We start from the raw sequence: 19,910 nt of genomic DNA on the forward strand, positions 1-19,910 counted from the left end.
CGAGAGGGGCACTCCCGGGGTGGACCCGGGGGAGTATGCGGCACTGCTTCGTACTCGGTACGACGTTCCGCCCTGCGGCGGCCGTCATGCCGTTTTTACGGTGCGGCCCCGCGCCCCGGGACCGCTGAGCTTGTTGAAACGTCTCCGTAACAACGCGCGGAAAGCACAAAAGGACCCGGGGGCAACTTTGCCCGGATCCTCTTCGCAGCAGAATAGCCCACATGAGTTCTGTGTCCGAGGGTCGATTCACGAGTTCTTTTGTTCCCTCGATCACGCCGACGGCCCGGCGCACGACATTGCTGACCGGTGACGGCGTCCGTATCGAGGCGGTGTACACGCCCTGTACGCCAGGTTCCGGGGCTGCCGTCGACGGAAGGTCCGCCGGTACGGCGATCGTCGTCGCGCACGGCTTCACCGGCTCCGTCGACCGGCCGGCCGTGCGGCGCGCCGCCGAGGTGTTCTCCCAGCGTGCGGCCGTGATCACCTTCTCGTTCCGGGGCCACGGGAGGTCCGGTGGGCGGTCCACGGTGGGCGACCGCGAGGTGCTGGACCTGGCGGCCGCGGTGACCTGGGCGAGGTCCCTGGGGCACCGGCGGATCGTTACGGTCGGCTTCTCGATGGGTGGTTCCGTGGTGCTCCGGCACGCTGCTCTGTATACGGCGCCGGAAGCGCAGGAATCCCCGGGGAAGGGTCCCGGGGCAGGAGCCGAACGAGTGGTCCGGCGCGCTGGGGCGCACGCGGGGCGCACAGAAGCGCACACGGACGCGGTGGTCTCCGTCAGTGCCCCCGCCCGCTGGTACTACCGGGGTACGGCTCCGATGCGGCGCCTGCACTGGGTCGTCACCCGCCCCGCCGGCCGGTTCGTCGGCCGCTACGGCTTCCGCACCCGGATCGACCGCGGTGACTGGGACCCGGTCCCGCTCTCCCCGGTCGAGGCGGTCCCGCTGATCGCACCGGCCCCCCTGCTGATCGTGCACGGCGACCGGGACCCGTACTTCCCGCTCGACCACCCGCGGATGCTGGCGGGAGCCGCGCGGGGCAGGGCGGAGCTGTGGCTGGAGCGCGGGATGGGGCACGCGGAGAACGCGGCGGACGAGAGCTTGCTCACCCGTATCGCCGACTGGACGGTGACGGCGTGATTCATGATGGAGAGCTGACGCACGAGGAAAGGGGTGTCGCCATGGCAGCGGGGACGATCCGCTACTGGGCCGCGGCCAAGGCCGCCGCAGGAACCGCGGAGGAGCCGTACGCGGCGGCGACGCTGGCCGAGGCGCTCGACGGGGTGCGGGAGCGGCACCCGGGTGAGCTGACGCGGGTACTGCTGAGGTGCTCGTTCCTGATCGACGGAAACCCCGTCGGGACCCGTGGCCATGAGACCGTACGGCTGGCCGAGGGCGGCACGGTCGAGGTGCTCCCGCCGTTCGCAGGAGGGTGAACCGCAGACCATGAGCAACAGTGATCAGCAGTATCCGTACGGGCAGCAGCCGCCCCAGTACGCGCAGCAGGACCCGCAGTACGGGCAGCAGCAGGACCCGCAGTACGCGCAGCAGGCGCCGTACGGTGACCAGGCGCCCTACGACGCCGCCACCTACGACTCCGCGCCGTACGACTCGGCTCCGGAGGGCTCCGCGTGGCCGGCCGGTCAGGGAGACCAGCAGCCCGCAGTTCCGCAGGAGCCGGTGATCCCGCAGGGCAGTGCGGGCGGGCACCCCGACCAGGGTGCGACCCAGACGTGGCAGGGCCAGACCTGGGACACCCAGTACCAGCCGACGATCCGGCCGGAGCAGCAGGCCGCGTACCAGCAGGCACCGCCCGCTGACCCGTACCAGCAGCAGGCGGGATACCAGTCGGCCGCGCAGCCCGTTCCGCAGCCGGCCCCGCAGTCCGGCTCGCCGTTCGCCTCGCAGAGCAGCACCTCGGGCTCGTACCCGCTGCCGCCCGAGGTCCCGTTCGTCCCGGAGGCTCCGGCCGGCCCTACGGGCGCCCCCGTACAGGGCGGCTCCGGCTACGGCGCGCCCACCACGCTGGGCAACAGCCGGATCACCGACGCCCAGCGGGCCCGCGCCGAGGGGCGGTCGCCGATCATCGCGCCCGGGATGCAGCCCGCCGCCATCACGGCGGCCCTCGGCCTCCTGATCGCTCTCGGCGCCGCGATCGGGCCGTACGCCCTGCTCGTGCCGCTGGTCCTGCTCCAGGCCGTGACGGCCGCCGGCTGGTTCCGACTCAACGGCATGTGGCCTGCCCGGCAGGGCATCGCACTCGCGTTCGCCGGTGGGTTCGTCGCGGACGTCGTCCTGCTCGCGGCGGGCCGGGACAACGCCCCTGCGGCCATCCTCGGCACGCTCGCCGTGTGGGTGCTGCTCACGCTCGTACTCCAGCTGCGCAGTCATGCCGGGGCCGACGAGCGGATGTACGGCCTGACCGCCACGGTCGCTTCGGCCGCGCTCGCCGTCCTGGCCGCCGGGCACCTCGCGGCGGCCCCGGACGCGGTGACGGTGGGCGGGATCGCGGTCGCGGTGGCCGTGCTCGTCAGGGCCCTTCCGCTGCCGGGCCCGGCCTCGGTCGTTGTCGCGCTGCTCGTGGCGGCGGGCGCCGGAGCCGCTGTGGGCGGGCTGACGGGTATCGGCACGCAGGGCGCGTTCCTCGGGCTCACGGCCGGCGGCTGTGCACTCATCGGTCTGCGGGTGGCGAGCTACGACTACCCGTCGAAGTTCGTGCACATGACGGCCGGAGTGGCGCTGCCGCTCACCGCCGCGGCTCCCGCCGTCTATCTGATCGGCCGTGCGATCGCCTGATGCCGACCGTGCCGCTCCTCCCGTTTCCGATCGGGGGGAACCGGCCGGGCCGCTCGCTCGTCGATCACTCCGGGCGCGCCGCGCAGCGGCAGTAGGCTCACGGGCACGAGGGTCCGGCCGGTCGGAATGGGGGAGCAACAGGCATGCGCGCACTGCGAATACTGCTGATCATGGCTGTGGTACTGGGTGGCATATTCGTCGCCCTGGACAGGGCGGCGGTGTACTTCGCGGAGTCCGAGGCCGCGGACAGGGTCTCGTTCGGCGGGGCGGAGACCGGTTCGACCGAGGTCGACATCAAGGGCTTCCCCTTCCTGACCCAGATCGCCGGATCGGAACTCGACCAGGTCGACGTCAAGGTCAGCAGCGTGCGGACCAGCGCGGGCGGCCGTTCGCTACGGATCAGTGAGATCCAGGCCCAGCTGCACCAGGTGAAGCTCGGCGCCGGCTACACCAGTGCGACGGCCTCCCGGGCCACCGGGACGGCCGTCGTCTCGTACGCGGACCTCACCAAGGCGGCGGACGAGGGCGTCACCGTCGCGTACGGCGGCAACGGCAAGGTGAAGGTCTCCGGATCCGTCGAGATCCCGCTGCTGGGCCGTTCGGTCTCGCGCAGCGTCCTGTCGACCGTCACCCTCGTCGACGGCGACACCGTCAAGGTGCGCGCGGACGAGGTGCCGGGTGAGGGCATCCCCGGTCTGGAGGAGATCATCCGCAAGAAGACCGACTTCCAGCGCGAGATCGGCGGTCTGCCTGCCGGGCTGAAGCTGGAGAAGATCGAGGTGGCCGAGGACGGCCTGCGGATCTCGGTGACGGGCTCGGACATCGAACTCGCCGGGTGACTGCCGCACTTGGAGCAGTGGCGGATAGCCGTGGGCGGGGCGGGGTAGGGGCACCGGGCGGGCGGATGTGACGGCCGATCCAGATACTGAGACGGCCGCGTCCGACCTGTAGATGACTGTGCGGCCGGAACCCCCGGTACACCCGTCCTGCGCGCTACCGATCGGTACCTCGTCTCGTATCGCGGACGATCGTGTCTCACGATCCGACACGACGGTGACATCTCCGCCCGTACCTCCCTACGATCGGACACATGAAGCGACAGGCGGACCTCACGAAGCGGCGGGCAGTAGACCTGTGCCGCGTCGCCGCCATGCTCTGTCGCACTTTCTGAGCGGGACGTTCTCCCGTTTCGCCCGGCCCTTCGACGATGTCAGGGCCGAACCCGTGCCTTCCCGTACGCGTCCGCTCCCAGCACCTGCGCGTACACCTCGCACGTCGCACACCGCACCACCCCGCCGCAGACTGCCCCGGAGGAGAAACACATGAGCCGCGCAGACGTTCTGGTCGACGCCGACTGGGTCGAGGCCCACATCGACGACCAGCAGGTAGCCATCGTCGAGGTCGACGAGGACACCTCGGCGTACGAGAAGAACCACATCAGGAACGCGATCCGGATCGACTGGACGAAGGACCTCCAGGACCCGGTCCGCCGTGACTTCGTCGACCAGGCCGGCTTCGAGAAGCTCCTGTCCGAGAAGGGCATCGGGAACGACACCCTCGTCGTCCTCTACGGCGGCAACAACAACTGGTTCGCCTCCTACGCGTACTGGTACTTCAAGCTGTACGGCCACGAGAACGTCAAGCTGCTCGACGGCGGCCGCAAGAAGTGGGAGCTCGACTCCCGCGACCTGACCGACGCCGTCCCGACGCGCCCGGCCACCGAGTACAAGGCCAAGGCCCAGGACGAGTCGATCCGCGCCTACCGCGACGACGTCGTGAAGGCCATCGGCAGCCTGAACCTGGTCGACGTGCGGTCGCCCGACGAGTTCAGCGGCAAGCTGCTCGCCCCGGCGCACCTCCCGCAGGAGCAGTCGCAGCGCCCCGGCCACGTGCCGAGCGCCCGCAACATCCCGTGGTCGAAGAACGCCAACGACGACGGCACGTTCCGCTCGGACGACGAGCTCAAGGCGCTCTACGAGGACGAGCAGGTGGACCTGTCGAAGGACACCATCGCCTACTGCCGCATCGGTGAGCGCTCCGCGCTCACCTGGTTCGTGCTGCACGAGCTGCTCGGCCAGGAGAACGTCAAGAACTACGACGGTTCGTGGACCGAGTACGGCTCCCTCGTCGGTGTGCCGATCGAGCTCGGCGCCAACAAGTAATTCCGCAGGATCCGATCAGCAGGACCCCGACCAGAAGGACTGAACACCATGTGTGGAGCACAGGCCGGCGGCCCCGACGCTTCGACGATCAAGCCGGGCGAGACGACCATCCAGGGCAGTGTGACCCGTGACGGCGAGCCCGTCACCGGCTACGTCCGTCTGCTGGACTCGACCGGTGAGTTCACCGCCGAGGTTCCGACCTCGGCGACCGGACAGTTCCGCTTCTACGCGGCCGAGGGCACGTGGACGCTCCGCGCCCTGGTCCCGGGCGGCACCGCCGACCGCACGGTCGTGGCGCAGACGGGTGGCCTCGCCGAGGTCGCCATCGCCGTGTAGTTCCCGCGCACGACCGGCCGGAGGGCCGCACCCCAGGGGGTTGGACGCCACCTGAGCAGGGGTGCGGCCCTTCGCGCCGTCCGGGCCCCGCCGGACGGCCGGATCCGTTCTACGCTGGAGTCATGTACGCCCGACGCCGTCGCGCCTACTTCCTGCTGATGGGCGGATGCCTCGTCCTCTTCGTCTCCGCCTGGGCCTTCGTGCGCCTCTGGTCCGTCCCCGCGGCGGTCGCCATGTGCGTGGTCGCCATGGTCATCCCGCCCGTCGCCGCCATGGTCGCCAACCGGCGGGGGCCGGAGGACCGTTGGTGGGACGATCCCTCCGGCGACCCGAAGTCGGACGAGTGGTGGGACGAACTCGACGACAAGAAGCGCCGCCGGTAGAGCCGCTTCCGTGCGGCGGTCAGTAGACGAGGGCCTGCGTGCCGTCCGCCATGGCCTCCTGCACGAACACCTGGGCGCCCGCGATGCGTACGCCCTCCAGGACGTCCTTCTCCGCGATGTCGCGCCGTGCCGCGCACTGCGTGCAGAGCGTGATCCGGCCGCCGGCCAGGATCGACTCGATCAGATCGGGCAGCGGCGCGGCGTGCGGCAGTTCGAACTCGGCGGCACGGCCGGGCAGCGCGAACCAGGCGGATTCGCCGGTCAGCCAGAGCGAGACCTCGACCCCACTGGCGACGGCCACGGCCGCCACGGTGAACGCCTGTGAGCAGCGCTCGGGGGAATCGGCCCCGGCAGTCACCTTGATCACGAGCTTCTTCGACATGTACCGAACTGTAATCGTCGGGCGGGCAACCTCCCCCGGGACCTGTGGGTCAGTTGTGTGCGCAGGTAATGGAACCTGCGCTTCAGGTCTCTATGGGGGGACCCTTTTGGAACCGAACGACACTGTTCCTGCAGTGCCTGCCGAACCGGCAGCACCCGCAGGACCAGCAGCAGTGCCTGCCGAACCGGCAGCACCCGCAGCACCCGCAGCACCCGCAGCGCCTGCGGCACCCGCCGTGTCCGCAGTGCCCGATGGCCCGGCTGAGCCGTCCGCCCCATCCGTACGCGTCCGCCCGCGCGGGCGGACGACCCTGCTGATCGCCGCGGCGGCGCTGCTCGGGGTCGCGGGCGGTACAGCTGTCGGCTACGGCGTCCAGGCCGAGCGCCCCCCGACACCGCCGGCGGCGCTGTCGCAGGCGGTGCTGGCCTACCCGGCGAAGTCGCTGCCCGCGGACAAGGTCCCGGCCCCCCTGCCGGCCTCACAGGACCGGCTGGTGCGGACGGACGGCGATCTGCGCAAGCTGATCATGAAGCGGCCGGCCGGCTGGAGCGACGACAAGGACACGGACTGGCTGATCGACGGGTGGGTGAGCGTGGACACTTACGCGCGGGACTTCGAGCATGAGGACTCCCAGCTCGAGTACCTCCTGGAGTCCGACGTCCGCCGTGTCGCGGGTGCCGCCTGGAAGAAGGGCGCGCACCGCGAGGCCAACGTGCGGCTCGTCCAGTTCCGCTCCGGGGCGATCGCCGAGGCGGCGTCGTACGCCGACGGCCAGCGCTCGTACATGCCCTCGGAGGAGCGCGGCGCCGGCAACGACGGCGATCCGGTCAAGGGCAGCGGCAGCGGCCGCTATTACGTGTACGCCGTCGACCGGGAGCCCGGCTACATGCCGTTCTACCGCGCCAGGGCAGTCATGCACCGCGGCGACATCATGATCGAGGTCAACGTGTTCGACACCGAGCCGATCAGCAAGAAGGACATCCGGACGCTGGCCGAGCGACAGCTGGAGCTCCTGTGAACGACGACATCCCGCCCACCGCCGAGGCGCCTGCCGCGCCCGCCACGCCCGCCACGCCCGCCACGCCTGACGCGACTGCTGAGGCGCCCGAGGCGACCGACGTGCCCGCCGAGGCGCCCGACGCGCCTCCGCTCCAGGACGCCCCGGCGCAACCGGGGAAGGTCCGCCGGATCCTCCTCACCGCGCTTCCCGTCGTCCTGGTGATCGGTGCCGTCGGCGGCGCGGCCGCGTACACGAAGATCACCGTCGACGGCGCGGACCGGTCCGTGGAGACGACCGTCTGGGACCTGGCCGATCACGGGCCCCTCAAGGACCCGGCAGCCGACACCGGCCGGGGCCGGGCCGGCACGGAGCTCAGCAAGCTGATGCTGCCCGTACCCGCCGGTTACCGGCTCGGACCCGATGTCGAGGACCTCGGCAACGACGGCGAGGTCAGCGGCAAGGAGGCCGCCGCCGCGATGAAGCAGTCCAACCGCGGGCTCGCGGGCAAGCAGCGCCGGGAGTTCGACAAGCGGGTGGACAAGCTCCGCGTCCAGGGCTTCGTCGCCCGCTCGTACGTGTCGGAGTCCAATGACCTGGTCGTGAGCACCCAGATCGTGCGGATGAAGGACAAGAAGGCCGTCCGGGATCTCTACACCTTCGAGAAGGGGCTCTTCGACGCGATCGGCATCTTCCGTGACGGGCCGAAGATCAAGGGCCAGACGCGCAAGGCCACGTGCTTCCTGATGCCCAAGGACAGCAAGGACAAGCTCGAGAACATGATCTGCATGGCTTACGAGGGCGAGCTGAGCATCAGCGTCTCGGCGGTCGGCATCAAGCCCTTCGACAAGGCAGCCGTCGCCGAACTGCTGAAGGAACAGCTGGAGCACATCACGTCCCCGGGGGAGTACATATGACCGAGAAGACGGCGGAACAGACCGACGAGGCCGCCGCCCCCGCCGCGGACCTCCCCCCGCTGCCTGCGATGCCCCCGGTGCCGCAGGACCCGCCGCAGTCGGACCCGCCCCCGCAGGGTCTTCCGCAGTCGGCACCTCAGCATGACCTCGCGCAGCAGGGCCTCCCGCTCGTTCCGCCCCGGCGGCCGTGCCGGGTGCTGCGGGCCGTCGCCCGGTGGACCGCCGCCGTGCTGGTCCTCGGAGGTCTCGGCACGGGCACGGCCATGGGTATCGCGTCGATGGAGCGCACCGACGTACCGGGGCTGGCCACCGAGGACGACGGGCGCTGGGACTACCCCCGGCTGACCCTGCCCGCCCTCCCGGCCGACGCGCCCCGCCCGTTCAGCGACGCCAACACCGCAGAGGTCCACCACGCCGATCTGCGGCGCCTCCTCCTGCCGGCCCCGGCCGGTGCGAAGGTCGACAAGAAGGCCGACGGCTGGGTCACCACCGCGCAGTACGTCGCCGAGTACCCGAAGGACGACCGGGCGGAGCTCACCCAGCGGCTGAAGGACTCCGCCCTGCGACACATCGCGGCCCGCAGCTGGACCATGCCGGACGGCACGTCGTCCCGGGTCTATCTGCTGCAGTTCAACTCGGTGGCGTACTCCACCGAGTTCCAGGACGAGCTCTTCGGGGACGAGTCGTACCCGCAGCCGCTCGCCGGACTCACCGAGGCCGCCACCGACGACGAATGGCCGGGCACGGGCGGGGTGGAGTACACGACTCCCCGCGTGTACTCCGAGGCGCAGCCGTACGGCGCGGAGCAGGTCCGCCACGCGTACGTGCTGGCCGGGGACACCGTCGCCCTCGTCGTCCACGCGCGAAAGGGCGCGGCGGGCACGGAGACCGTTCCGTTCCACCAGACCGTGGTCCTGCAGAACCAGCTGCTGGGCTGACCGCGCCCGGGGAAACCCCCGACCGCCGTGCCGGGCCCCCACCCATTAGGCTGGGGGCCCGGTCCTGTACTGCCGTCACGTCGTTCGTCCCGAGGAGCTCCCCGTGCTTGAGGCATTCTTCTCCGCCCTGCTGATCCTGGTCTGCGTCGGTGTGCTCGCCTTCTCCGTAGTGACCGTGAAGAAGCTCTACCAGGGCCAGCGCTGACCCTCGCCGCACACCTGCCCGTACACCTCACAGATCGACTGAGCCGCTCATGATCGAGATTCCGTCCGACCTCCACCCGGACCTCGTGCCGCTGGCCTTCCTCCTCGGCAACTGGGCGGGTGCGGGCGTCTCCGACTTCCCCGGCGCCGAGAAGTGCAACTTCGGCCAGGAAGTCACCTTCAGCCACGACGGCCGGGACTTCCTCGAGTACGTCTCGCACTCCTGGGTGCTGGACGCCGACGGCCGGCAGGTCAAACCGCTGGAGACCGAGTCCGGCTACTGGCGCATCGACAAGGACCGCAAGGTCGAGATCGTCATGGTCCGTGACCAGGGGATCGTCGAGATCTGGTACGGCGAGCTGGCCAAGCAGAAGCCGCAGATCGACGTGGTCACCGACGCGGTGGCCCGCACCGCGGCCTCCGGCCCGTACAGCGGTGGCAAGCGGCTCTACGGCTATGTGAACAGCGACCTGATGTGGGTCGGCGAGAAGGCCACCCCCGATGTGGAGCTGCGGCCGTACATGTCGGCGCACCTGAAGAAGGTCGTCACCCCGGAGCAGGTCGCCGAGATGGCGAGGGGCCTCGGGGACCTGCCGGACGACGGCATCGCCTTCTTCAAGTAGGAGCTGACCGGCTTTCCGGCACAGACGTGCCGGTTCCTGCTCCGCCCTACACTGGGCCTGTGGTGAGCACCGACTGGAAGACCGATCTTCGGCAGCGTGGCTACCGGCTGACGCCGCAGCGTCAGCTTGTCCTGGAGGCTGTCGACCGGCTGGAGCACGCGACGCCCGACGACATCCTCTGCGAGGTGCGCAGGACCGCGTCGGGCGTGAACATCTCCACCGTCTACCGGACCCTGGAGCTCCTGGAGGAGCTCGGGCTCGTCAGCCACGCGCATCTGGGCCACGGGGCTCCGACGTACCACCTGGCCGACCGCCACCACCACATCCACCTGGTCTGCCGGGACTGTACGGACGTCATCGAGGCCGATGTCGACGTGGTCGCCGACTTCACCGCGAAGCTCCGCGGCGCGTTCGGCTTCGAGACCGACATGAAGCACTTCGCGATCTTCGGCCGGTGCGCGGACTGCGCGGCGAAGGCGGCGGACGCGGCGAACGAGGCCGGGGCCGGCCCCGAGGGGGCCGCTCCGGCAGAGGCACCCCGTAGCGAGTCGTAGCCGAGTCGTACGCTGGTCGCATGAAGAGCCCCTTGCTGTCCCTGCCCGGCGCCGTCCCCGCCGAAGGGCGCGACGAAGGCGTCGCCGCGCACTACGGCGACCTGTTCCGCGAGCAACGCGCGCTTGCCGACGGCCGCGGCCTCGTCGACCTCTCGCACCGGGGAGTCGTCACGGTCACCGGCGACGACCGGCTGACCTGGCTGCACCTGCTGCTCACCCAGCACGTCAGCGACCTGGCGCCGAACCAGGCGACCGAGGCGCTGATCCTCTCGGCCAACGGGCACATCGAGCACGCCCTCTACCTCGTCGACGACGGCACGACGGTGTGGATGCACGTCGAACCGGAGACGCAGGGCGAGCTGATCGCCTACCTGGAGTCGATGAAGTTCTTCTACCGGGTCGAGGTCGCCGACCGCACCGAGGACTTCGCCGTCGTCCACCTGCCGGCCGGTTCCATCGCCGAGGCCCCGGACGGCGTCGCCGTGCGGGAGACGCCGCACGGCCGCGACCTCTTCCTGCCGCGCGCCGACCTGGAGACGTACGCCGCCGGGCACGGTCCCGCCGTCGGCATCCTGGCGTACGAGGCGCTGCGCATCGAGTCGCACCGCCCGCGCCTCGGCTTCGAGACCGACCACCGCACCATCCCGCACGAGCTGGGCTGGATCGGCACCGCCGTGCACCTGCAGAAGGGCTGCTACCGGGGGCAGGAGACGGTCGCCCGTGTCCACAACCTGGGGAAGCCGCCGCGCCGCCTCGTCTTCCTGCACCTGGACGGCAGCGAGGTGTTCCTGCCCGGCCACGGAACGCCGGTGCGGCTGGCCGCCGACGGTGAGGAGGGCCGTCAGCTCGGCTTCATCACCACGTCGGCCCGCCACCACGAGCTGGGCCCGATCGCCCTGGCGCTGGTGAAGCGGAACGTCGCCGTGGACGCGGAACTGATCGCAGGTGACACCGCGGCGGCCCAGGAGACGGTCGTCGAGCCGTAGACGCCCTACGCGCGACCGTCCACCCGCGCTGCTACACGTCGATCAGTACGGTGAACGGGCCGTGGTTCGTGAGCGAGACACGCATGTCCGCCCCGAAACGGCCCGTCTCCACCTGCGCGCCGAGCGCGCGCAACTGCGCCACCACCTCGTCCACCAGCGGTTCGGCGACCTCGCCGGGGGCGGCGGCATTCCAGGTGGGCCTGCGGCCCTTCCTGGCGTCCCCGTAGAGAGTGAACTGCGAAATGACCAAAAGTGGTGCATTCACGTCCGAGCAGGACTTCTCGCCCTCCAGGATCCGCAGGGTCCAGAGCTTGCGGGCGAGCTGCGCCGCCTTCTCCGCGGTGTCCCCGTGAGTGACCCCCACCAGCACACACAGTCCCTCGCCGACGATCTCACCGACGGTTCCCGCCCCCGACGGATCGTCGGAGGTGCCCGCGACGGCGACGCTCGCGCCGTCCACTCTCTGTATCACTGCACGCATACAGACCAACCTATCTTGGGCTGAACGGGTACAGAGCACCTGCGTGAGCACCGTGCGTAGTGACACGATGCACGATGTCGGTGTGCCGACGCACCGGTCGAGGGGACGGAACATCATGACCACACATGGAACCGGGCCATCACCCGGAGTCGTACCGGTGACACGTACTCCCGGTACCGTGCGCCCACCCGTACAGCGGACCGGCGCCTCGCCCGCACAGGGCCCGTTGCCCGCGCAGCTGCCCACGACGCTGACCGGACCCCTGTCCGTACCGGGACAGACGGGGAGCGGCGGGGCCGGGGAAGGACTCGCCTCGGTGCGTCCACAGCCCGAGTTCCGCGGACTGAGGCTGCCGGAACTGCGCACGCTCCGCCGTGACGCGCAACGCGACGAAGCGGACCTGAGTTACGTACGCCGTCTGGTCCAGGGCCGGATCGACATCCTGCGCGCCGAGCTCGCCGGCCGGTCCGGGCCGGAGTCGCCGGTGGTGGACCGGCTCTCGGAGATCCTCGCCGACACCCCGTCCGTCCACCGCTCCTCGGCGCGGCACGTCACCCTCACCACGCCGCGCAGCGACGAGTACCGGCAGCTGGCCGCGGACACGCTCGCCGAGGTCGAGCTGTCCGACCTCGACGCCCGGACGGACGAAGAGCTGCTCACCGCGATGGGACGGCTCGTCCGCTACGAACAGCAGGTCTCCCGGCGCCGGCACCGGCTCCAGCGCACCGTCGACGATTGCAGTGCGGAGATCGCCCGCAGGTACCGTGACGGAGAAGCACAAGTAGACGATCTGCTCGCCTGAAGCGACCCTTCCGGGGGCAGGTCCCGCCCCGCCCCCGGAAGGCCACCCGCCACCATGACCTCCATATCCCCCGCCGCGTCCCCCGCGCTCCCGGTCCTGGCCGAGGTCGAACGGTCCGGTTTCACCGAGGGCCACCACCGGGGATCGCTGGTCGTGCTGGCCGCCGACGGACGTGTGGAGTACGCGCTCGGCGACCCGGCGGCCCCGGTCTTCCCCCGCTCGTCCAACAAGCCGATGCAGGCCGCGGCGATCCTCCGGGCCGGGCTGGACCTGTCGGGGGAGCGGCTGGCACTGGCCGCCGCGAGCCACTCCGGGGAGGACTTCCACCTCGACCTCGTCCGCACGATGCTCGCCGAGCACGGACTGAAGCCGGACGACCTCCAGACCCCGCCCGACCTTCCGCTGGACCCGGTGGAGGCGGAGGCGTACCTCGCCGCGGGGCGGGTGCGGGAGCCGCTCACGATGAACTGCTCCGGCAAGCACGCGGCGATGCTCGCCGTGTGCGTACAGAACGGCTGGGACACCTCGACGTACCTCGACCCGGCACATCCCCTGCAGGAGCTCGTCGGCCAGGTGGTCGCGGAAGCCGCGGGCGAGCCGGTCGCGGCGGTCGGCACGGACGGCTGCGGGGCGCCGCTGATGGCGATCGGGCTGGTGGGCCTGGCCCGCGCGTTCCGTACGTTCGTCCTCGCGGAGCCCGGCACCGCGGAGCGCCGGGTCGCCGACGCGATGCGGGCGCACCCGGAGTACGTGGCGGGCACACGGCGCCCGGACACCTGGCTGATGCGCGAAGTGCCGGGCACGCTCTCGAAGATGGGCGCGGAGGCGGTGCAGGCCGTGGCGCTCGCGGACGGCAGGGCCGTGGCCTTCAAGATCGACGACGGCTCGACGCGTGCGCTGGGCCCGGTGCTGGCCCGTGCGCTGGAACTGCTCGGCGTCGACGCCCCGGTGGCGTCCCGCATCGGCAGGGCACCGCTGCTGGGCGGCGCCGCGGAGGTCGGCCGGATACGCGCGGCGTTCTGAGGGGCGGGCCGTCGGTGGGGGGCTGTCGGGGGAGCCCGTCGGTGGGGGACCGTCGGCGGAGGGCCGTCGGTGGGGGGCCGAAATCCGCGCGACATTCCCGATACGGTGTGCCTAGCGTGGTGGGCATGAGCACCGAACTCCGTACCGTCACCGCGTCCGACTACCCCGACTGGCTGCGCGCCGTGCACACCGGGTTCCTGCGGCCCCTCGCGGACACGGAGCAGGACGTCGCGGAGCGTCTCGCGCACACCGATCTGTCCCGTGTCCAGGGCGTGTTCGACAACGGACGCTGTGTGGCCACCTTCCGCTCCTTCCCCCAGGAGCTGACCGTCGTGGGCGGCGCCACGGTGCGGGCCGACGCGATCTCCGCCGTGACGGTGACGGCCACGCACCGCCGCCGCGGACTGCTCCGCCGGATGATGACCGCCGACCTGGCGGCGGCGAAGGAACGCGGCGACATGGCCGCCTCACTCATCGCGGCCGAGTACCCCATCTACGGGCGGTACGGCTTCGGACCGGCGACCTGGACCACCGAGTGGGAGATCGACGTCCCCCGGGCCGGCCTGGACCCGCACCGGCCCGCCCTCTCCGAGGCGGACGGCGGCAGCGTCGCGCTCGTCGACGGAGCGGACGTACGCAAGCTGGGCCCCGAACTCCATGCCCGTCTGGCGGCCCGGCAGCCCGGCGTCGTCAGCCGCGACGAACGCTGGTGGGAGCTGCACACCGGCGTCGGCGTACCGGCGCACGAAGGGTGGACGGAGCCGTTCTACGGGGTGTACCGCACGGCGGACGGCGCGGTCGACGGGCTGATCGTCTACCGCGCCGGCACCGAATGGAGCGACTCCAAGCAGCCGCTCAACAAGGCGACCGTCTCGGGCCTGATCGCCGTGACCCCGGCGGCGGAACGCGCCCTGTGGAGCTACGTCTGCTCGATCGACTGGATCACCAGGGTCCGCACCGGCCACCGCGCCCCCGACGACCTGCTCCCCCTGCTCCTCCCGGACCCCCGTGCGGCCCGCACCGTGACGCAGGCGGACTGGCTGTGGCTGCGCCTCCTGGACGTACCCCGGGCCCTGGAGGCCCGCACGTACGCCACCGAGGCCACGCTGGTCCTGGACGTCCACGACACGACGGGGCCGGCGGCCGGCCGTTTCCGGCTGGACGTCTCCCCGTCCGGCGCCTCCTGCACCCCGACTACGCAGAGCGCCGACCTCGCTCTGGACGTACGGGAGCTGGCGACGCTGTACCTGGGCGACGAGTCGGCGCTGCGGCTCGCCGCGCTGGGCGGGCTGGAGGAGAACCGGGCGGGGGCCGCGGCTTCGGCGGACGCGGTGTTCCGTACGGCGCGGCGGCCGTGGTGCCCGGACGTGTTCTGACAGGTGCTGAGGTGCGGCACGCGTCCCGGATCGGAGTTCGGTCGGGTGCTCGGCCGCCTGCGGAACCGGCTGCCTAAGGCCCTGAGGAAGTCCAGCAGGTACTTGTCGAACCCCTCGTTAGCGCCCGAGATGAGCGTGACCCCGTGCGGGCCGCCCTCGCACCGGCGGCGCGGCTTCATCCGCTCGTGCAACGGTTGCGCGAGACAGCTCTGCGTGCCTGCGGAGCAGTTGTATGTTCACGGCGTGACGAGTCATGATTTCAACCCGCGTGATTTCAAGTTCCCGTACTTGCGGGTCGCTGACGAGCTGCGCAAGGAAATCAACAGCGAGGTCCGTCAGCCCGGCGAACGCCTACCGACGCAGGAAGAGCTGGCCGAGCGGTTCGGCGTGTCCCGGGCGACGATCAATCAGGCGCTCTCCCTGCTGCGCAAGGAAGAACTGATCGACACCCGTCAAGGGAGGGGGTCGTTCGTGGCCTCTGAGACACGTCAGGTGCCCGTGCCCTCCGGGAGCCCGGAGGGCACGGTGTGGGGCGTCGTCTCCGAGCGCGTACCGCCTGTGTTGCTCAAGCCGTATCTAGTTGAGGCGTTCGAGGCCAACGCGGTCAAGCTCGACGTCTTCTCGATGACGACGGAGTCGCTCGCCGCCCGGGTCGTCGACCAGAAGGACCGCATCCTCGCCGGGGAGGTCAGCCCGCCCCGGAGTATCACCGCGCGGCTTCTGCTCCCGAACACCGAATCGAAAGCGCTAGCGATCCCCCGGCAGGTATCGGGGGAGGACGACCCTCGGGTGCGTGAACGGCTCGGCGGGATCCTGCGCAGCCACGTGACCATGATGCGGTCCGCCCTGTTCGAACTCCGACGGCTCAAGCTCGTGGAGGAAGTTGATGTGCAGGTGCGGCTGGTTCCCTTCGCACCCCAGTTGAAGCTGTACATCCTCAACAACCGTGTGGTGCTTCAGGGCTTCTACATCCCCGAGGAAGGCACAGTTGCCCTGCCGGACGGGGAGGACGTCGCGACCTACGACGCTTACGGTACGGGGGCGACGCTGTACCCTTTCCGGGCCTCGGCCGACTCCACTCCCGAGCAGGCAGGAGTGGTGCGGACTGCGCGGAAATTTTTCGATGCCACCTGGGACAACCTCGCCACGAAGATACCGTTCTGAATGTGCGCGCCCCCGCGCATCCTGGTCGCCATCGGCGATGGGCAATATTTTGGGGGCGCGGTTCCGGGACTCACGCAACTTCCCTGTGGGTAGGACCAGTTGGGTAGTCAGACGTAGGGCCGGGGGCAGGGGGATGGCTGTGTCGGGAGTGCGCCGCGCAACCGGGAGGAGCAGGCCGTTCGTCGACCGAACGGAGTTGATGGAGCGGTTTCGCAATGAGCTGACACGGTCCGCTGAGGCACCGAGACTGCTGAACGTGCACGGGCTCCCCGGGGTGGGCAAGTCCCGGCTGCTCAAGGAGTGGAAGCGGGTGGCCGACGGTAGCGGGCGCACGGCCCTATTGGACCTACGCCTGCCGGGCAGCCATCAAGTCGAGTCAGCGCTAGCGCAGTTGCGCGCCGAGTTCGGTGCGCAAGGAGTGACATTCGACCGTTTCGATGTGGCTTACGCGGCGTTCTGGCAGAAGATCCATCCTCTTGAGACCCTTCGCCGTCCCGGTGAGCTGTTCGGTACGAACGGTGACGCAGCGGCGAGGATACTCGAGGGGGCATCGGGAGCCAGCGTCATCGGCGCGATTGCTGCCGGCATCCGCTTCTCCATTACAGGCTTCGCCGCGATCAAGCGGAACCGGCTGGTCAAGGCGGAACCCGATCTGGGCGCCCTGGAGGACATGCTGACGGCCGACCTTCTCGACACGGTCACACGCATGTTCGTGCAGGATCTGGCCGACGCGAGCGTGGCGGAGCCCTACGTCCTGTTCGTCGACAGCTACGACGTGCTGACCGTGGTGCAGGGGGAGGAAGGGAGAACCTTTCGGGACGCCTGGCTGCGGGATCTGCTGGAGCAGTTGCGCCATGGCTTGGTTGTACTGGCCAGCCGAGAACCGGTGCGCTGGCAGGAGTGGGTCGGCCAGATGGACTCGTGCAACGTCCTGCCTCTGGAAAGCAGGTACTGCCAGGAACTGCTCTCCAACGCCGGCGTGCAGGACACGGCACGTCAGGCGATTATCACCAGGGCAAGTCAGGGAATCCCGTTCTATCTGGAGCTCGCTGTTGACACTCCGGAACGCGCCGCAGGGGAACGGGAAGTGCCCCAGGACCGGATCAAGGACCGCTTTCTCGACCACGTTCCTGCGGACCGGCGCAGAGTCCTCCAGCACCTCGGGCTGGCCAGGCTTTTCAATCGCTCCATGTTCATGAGGTTCGTGAAGGACGACACGCTGTGGGACGAGCTGATCCAGTACTCCTTCGTGCAGCAAGTCTCGGGTGACTGGTATCAGCTGCACCAGTTAATGGTGGACGCGTTGCACGCCCAGTGGACGCCGGAACGGCAGAGGCCCGCGCACCAGATACTGCAGCTGTTCTGGGAGGAGTACGCGGACGATCCGGAGCCGCACGCACCGAACGCCTGGCAGACCGCCCGCCCGGCTGTCGGCTTCGCACCTCTGCAAGAGGCGGTTTACCACGGACTGCGGGTGGGGCAGCTGTCCCCCGAAAGAGTGTTGAGCTACGCCGACCGCACCAAAGCCGTGTTCGGTAGCCAGTCGGTCAACGGCATCGTCAGCGACATCAGGACGTATTTGGAGCAAGTTGGTCGGATCGCCGGTGAGGATCGTGAACTCGATTGCGTAGCCCGGTGTCTTGCTGCCGAAGATCACGTCCTTCGGGGCCGAGGGCGAGAAGCGCAACAGGTACTCGCCGGCCAGGATCCGGATACCTCCACCCCTTTGGGGGCCAGGACGGCACTGGCGGCCGCTCATGCCCACCGTCTGGTGGGAGAGAGTTCGGCGGCGCGTGGCACCTTCGAGGTCCTGTGGACGGGACCCGAGGAGGCGGTGAGAGGGATGGCAGGCTTCGCGCTGGCCGACATCACGATGTGTGCCGGTGACTTCCGAGGGGCGTTCACGCTGGCCGCGGAAGTGCATGAAAGTGCGGGTCCCGGTGAATCGGTCCGGCGTGCCGAGGTCAAGCGTCTGATGCATTTGGCCCACCGCTTCCTGTTGGACTTCCCGGCCGCCTGGGAACTGCTGGAAGAGGCAGAAGAGCTGTTCAGGGAGAGTAACTCCATCCATGGTCTGGCGGACCTTCAGACGAACACTGCCGAGCTTCTGGCCCTTACCGATCCGCTGACCGCGGTGACGGCTGCGGACACGGCCCTTGAGACGCAGCGGTCATTGGGCGTCGGGCATGAGGTGGGTAAGGCGCTAACCGCGAGAGCGATCGCCCAGACGCGCCTGGGTCGGCTGAGCGATGCCCAGGATTCCTTTGCCGGTGCCGTGCAGGCGCTGGAGGCCGTCGGGTACCGGTCCGGGCGGGCGAGAGCGGAACTCTTCCGTGGATTCCTGTATATACGCATGGGGGATGAACGTCAGGCTGTGAGCAGCCTGACGTGGGCGGCGCAGAAGCTCGAAGCGGCGGGGGTCTATCCGTTTCTCTCGGTCATGGCCCACAAGGTCGCGGAGCGTGTTGGCTACGCCGATGCGACGCTGGCCGCTATTCGTCAACGTTCGGAGGATCTCGTGATACCTCTAGTCCCTTACGTGATCTACGAGCGTCGAGTAGACGATTTGATTGACATCCTGTTGCCGAGTCGGGGTTAGTGCTGATGCATCCCCCATGAGCCTGGTGCAGGGCCGGGGTGTTGACCAGTTGGAGGAGTCTGTATGCACCGCGAAGCCCTCGACTACAGGGGCATGTACAAAGCGGCGATGCGCCAAGGTGACGCTGCTTTGGGGAATTATCACCGTAATGTGCGGGTGGTGGCTGGCGGCGAGTCCTTCATGGTTCGGGTTGCGATGGATGACTCGCAGGTGATGGACTTGGCTGTGTGGCCGGAGGAAGACATTCTGGCCGCGATCCATCCTCATGTGACCCACGCACCGCGACTCATTTTCTCGCAGCGAAGGAGCGGTGGCCAAGGAAATGCGCGTGCCGGTACTGGGGCCGCAGAAAGTCTTACACTCGAGCCTGAATTTCAGGTCCACAGCTTCATCGAAGGCGAATCAATCGACGGACTGTACCCTCATGGGTACGAGATCCCGGTGCGAGTTTCGAACGACATCGCAGAGTTTTTCGGTGAGCTCTTGCGGTTTCCGCAGGATGAACTGCCCGGACTGCCATCGGATTGGCCAACGGATGGTGATTCCCACGGGTTCGGTCGGGTTCTCCTGCAATTCGGCCGCCTTCTCCGGGGTAATCACGGTAAGTCTTCTCCTGGCTTGTTCGAGATGCTTGAGATTCCCGTGGATCCGTTTGCTCGGTTGGAAGACGCTCTGGTCACTCTGGCGGCAAGGCCGTTCCAGTTGTTGCACGGGGATATCCACCGGGGCAACATGATCTGGGGGAACGGACAGACGTTCTTCCTGGATTGGCAACTGGCTTTGTGGGGCGACCCTGTGTACGACCTGGCCGATCATGTGCACAAGATGGGGTACGAACCCGCGGACGAAGTGCGCGCCATCCATGACTGGGTCCGCGTGGCACCCGACCGCTGCAGTCGGGGGTTAGGCGAGGGTCTCGATTTCTACCTCGCCTACGAAAGAGTCAAGTCAGCCGTCGTCGATGCAGTTCGTTGGTCGCATCGCATCGCCAGAGAGACAGAAGGATCTGATGCGCAGAATGTGGCGGTGCGTCAGCTGGCCGAAAAGATCAATCAGGCGAGACCTTATTGGGGACGGGAGTTCACGGCACCGTTGACACCGGCCAGAGTGGCGCGTGCCGTAGCGGAGGGAGGTCGAGGTTGAGGGTGTTCGGCGACTCCCGTATCCGCAGTGGCCGTCAGGGATACG

22 protein-coding genes are annotated in these 19,910 nt (G+C 69.3%); 20 read left to right on the forward strand and 2 right to left on the reverse strand.

What is annotated here, in order from left to right:
• Positions 1-221: 221 nt before the first annotated feature.
• The 8 genes from ABZS61_RS26480 (at position 222) to ABZS61_RS26515 (ending at position 5,676) form a co-directional block, all read left to right on the forward strand.
• Complete coding sequence (locus ABZS61_RS26480; protein ID WP_356426200.1) at positions 222-1,139, forward strand: alpha/beta fold hydrolase; 918 nt, start codon at positions 222-224, stop codon at positions 1,137-1,139.
• Positions 1,140-1,180: 41 nt separating this feature from the next.
• Positions 1,181-1,435, forward strand: coding sequence for a MoaD/ThiS family protein (locus ABZS61_RS26485; RefSeq protein ID WP_356426203.1), 255 nt, complete (start codon positions 1,181-1,183; stop codon positions 1,433-1,435).
• 10 nt (positions 1,436-1,445) lie between these two features.
• Positions 1,446-2,795, forward strand: a complete 1,350-nt coding sequence (locus tag ABZS61_RS26490) for a hypothetical protein (RefSeq protein WP_356426206.1) — start codon at positions 1,446-1,448, stop codon at positions 2,793-2,795.
• A gap of 143 nt (positions 2,796-2,938) precedes the next feature.
• Positions 2,939-3,634, forward strand: a complete 696-nt coding sequence (locus ABZS61_RS26495) for a DUF2993 domain-containing protein (RefSeq protein WP_356426209.1) — start codon at positions 2,939-2,941, stop codon at positions 3,632-3,634.
• Between the two features lie 251 nt (positions 3,635-3,885).
• Positions 3,886-3,966, forward strand: a complete 81-nt coding sequence (locus ABZS61_RS26500; protein ID WP_350310325.1) for a putative leader peptide — start codon at positions 3,886-3,888, stop codon at positions 3,964-3,966.
• A 151-nt stretch (positions 3,967-4,117) separates the two neighbouring features.
• Positions 4,118-4,957, forward strand: coding sequence for a sulfurtransferase (locus ABZS61_RS26505; RefSeq protein WP_356426212.1), 840 nt, complete (start codon positions 4,118-4,120; stop codon positions 4,955-4,957).
• Positions 4,958-5,005: 48 nt separating this feature from the next.
• The gene (locus ABZS61_RS26510) at positions 5,006-5,293 is read left to right on the forward strand and encodes a DUF1416 domain-containing protein (protein WP_014154938.1); all 288 of its coding nucleotides are present in this window, start codon (positions 5,006-5,008) and stop codon (positions 5,291-5,293) included.
• Positions 5,294-5,415: 122 nt separating this feature from the next.
• Positions 5,416-5,676: a DUF3099 domain-containing protein gene (locus ABZS61_RS26515; RefSeq protein WP_356426215.1), complete on the forward strand. Its 261-nt coding sequence runs from the start codon at positions 5,416-5,418 to the stop codon at positions 5,674-5,676.
• Positions 5,677-5,695: 19 nt separating this feature from the next.
• Here ABZS61_RS26515 and ABZS61_RS26520 read toward each other — a convergent pair whose 3' ends face one another.
• Entirely contained in the window at positions 5,696-6,058 is a 363-nt protein-coding gene (locus ABZS61_RS26520) for a DsrE family protein (RefSeq protein WP_356426217.1), read from the reverse strand.
• A 244-nt stretch (positions 6,059-6,302) separates the two neighbouring features.
• Between ABZS61_RS26520 and ABZS61_RS26525 the strand changes: the two genes are divergently transcribed.
• The 6 genes from ABZS61_RS26525 to ABZS61_RS26550 all read left to right on the forward strand — a co-directional run bounded on the left by ABZS61_RS26525 (position 6,303) and on the right by ABZS61_RS26550 (position 11,277).
• Positions 6,303-7,076, forward strand: coding sequence for a hypothetical protein (locus ABZS61_RS26525; RefSeq protein WP_356426220.1), 774 nt, complete (start codon positions 6,303-6,305; stop codon positions 7,074-7,076).
• Between the two features lie 101 nt (positions 7,077-7,177).
• The gene (locus tag ABZS61_RS26530) at positions 7,178-7,972 is read left to right on the forward strand and encodes a hypothetical protein (RefSeq protein WP_356426566.1); all 795 of its coding nucleotides are present in this window, start codon (positions 7,178-7,180) and stop codon (positions 7,970-7,972) included.
• Positions 7,969-8,910, forward strand: a complete 942-nt coding sequence (locus ABZS61_RS26535; protein ID WP_356426223.1) for a hypothetical protein — start codon at positions 7,969-7,971, stop codon at positions 8,908-8,910. Before ABZS61_RS26530 ends, ABZS61_RS26535 begins: the two co-directional genes overlap by 4 nt.
• Positions 8,911-9,164: 254 nt before the next feature.
• The gene (locus ABZS61_RS26540) at positions 9,165-9,737 is read left to right on the forward strand and encodes an FABP family protein (protein ID WP_356426226.1); all 573 of its coding nucleotides are present in this window, start codon (positions 9,165-9,167) and stop codon (positions 9,735-9,737) included.
• A 59-nt stretch (positions 9,738-9,796) separates the two neighbouring features.
• Positions 9,797-10,291 (forward strand): transcriptional repressor, encoded by a 495-nt coding sequence (locus tag ABZS61_RS26545; RefSeq protein ID WP_356426229.1) that lies wholly within the window; start codon positions 9,797-9,799, stop codon positions 10,289-10,291.
• A 20-nt stretch (positions 10,292-10,311) separates the two neighbouring features.
• Complete coding sequence (locus ABZS61_RS26550) at positions 10,312-11,277, forward strand: folate-binding protein (protein ID WP_356426232.1); 966 nt, start codon at positions 10,312-10,314, stop codon at positions 11,275-11,277.
• A 31-nt stretch (positions 11,278-11,308) separates the two neighbouring features.
• On the opposite strand, the gene dtd is transcribed toward ABZS61_RS26550, so the two are convergent.
• A complete protein-coding gene (gene dtd, locus ABZS61_RS26555; RefSeq protein WP_329208738.1) occupies positions 11,309-11,758 on the reverse strand; it encodes a D-aminoacyl-tRNA deacylase in 450 nt (149 codons plus the stop codon).
• Between the two features lie 115 nt (positions 11,759-11,873).
• Between dtd and ABZS61_RS26560 the strand changes: the two genes are divergently transcribed.
• The 6 genes from ABZS61_RS26560 (at position 11,874) to ABZS61_RS26585 (ending at position 19,865) form a co-directional block, all read left to right on the forward strand.
• On the forward strand, positions 11,874-12,560 hold the full coding sequence (locus ABZS61_RS26560) for an ABC transporter substrate-binding protein (RefSeq protein WP_356426235.1): 687 nt from the start codon (positions 11,874-11,876) through the stop codon (positions 12,558-12,560).
• A gap of 54 nt (positions 12,561-12,614) precedes the next feature.
• Positions 12,615-13,583 carry an asparaginase gene (locus ABZS61_RS26565; RefSeq protein WP_356426238.1) on the forward strand — a complete coding sequence of 323 codons (969 nt, stop codon included), beginning with the start codon at positions 12,615-12,617 and terminating at the stop codon, positions 13,581-13,583.
• Between the two features lie 125 nt (positions 13,584-13,708).
• Positions 13,709-14,959, forward strand: coding sequence for a GNAT family N-acetyltransferase (locus ABZS61_RS26570; RefSeq protein ID WP_356426241.1), 1,251 nt, complete (start codon positions 13,709-13,711; stop codon positions 14,957-14,959).
• Positions 14,960-15,172: 213 nt separating this feature from the next.
• On the forward strand, positions 15,173-16,123 hold the full coding sequence (locus ABZS61_RS26575) for a GntR family transcriptional regulator (RefSeq protein ID WP_356426244.1): 951 nt from the start codon (positions 15,173-15,175) through the stop codon (positions 16,121-16,123).
• Positions 16,124-16,256: 133 nt separating this feature from the next.
• Positions 16,257-18,722: an AAA family ATPase gene (locus ABZS61_RS26580; protein WP_356426247.1), complete on the forward strand. Its 2,466-nt coding sequence runs from the start codon at positions 16,257-16,259 to the stop codon at positions 18,720-18,722.
• Positions 18,723-18,785: 63 nt separating this feature from the next.
• Positions 18,786-19,865, forward strand: a complete 1,080-nt coding sequence (locus ABZS61_RS26585) for an aminoglycoside phosphotransferase family protein (protein WP_356426250.1) — start codon at positions 18,786-18,788, stop codon at positions 19,863-19,865.
• Positions 19,866-19,910 lie beyond the last annotated feature (45 nt).

The organism is Streptomyces sp. NPDC005566 (assembly GCF_040605575.1).
GTDB lineage: Bacteria > Actinomycetota > Actinomycetes > Streptomycetales > Streptomycetaceae > Streptomyces.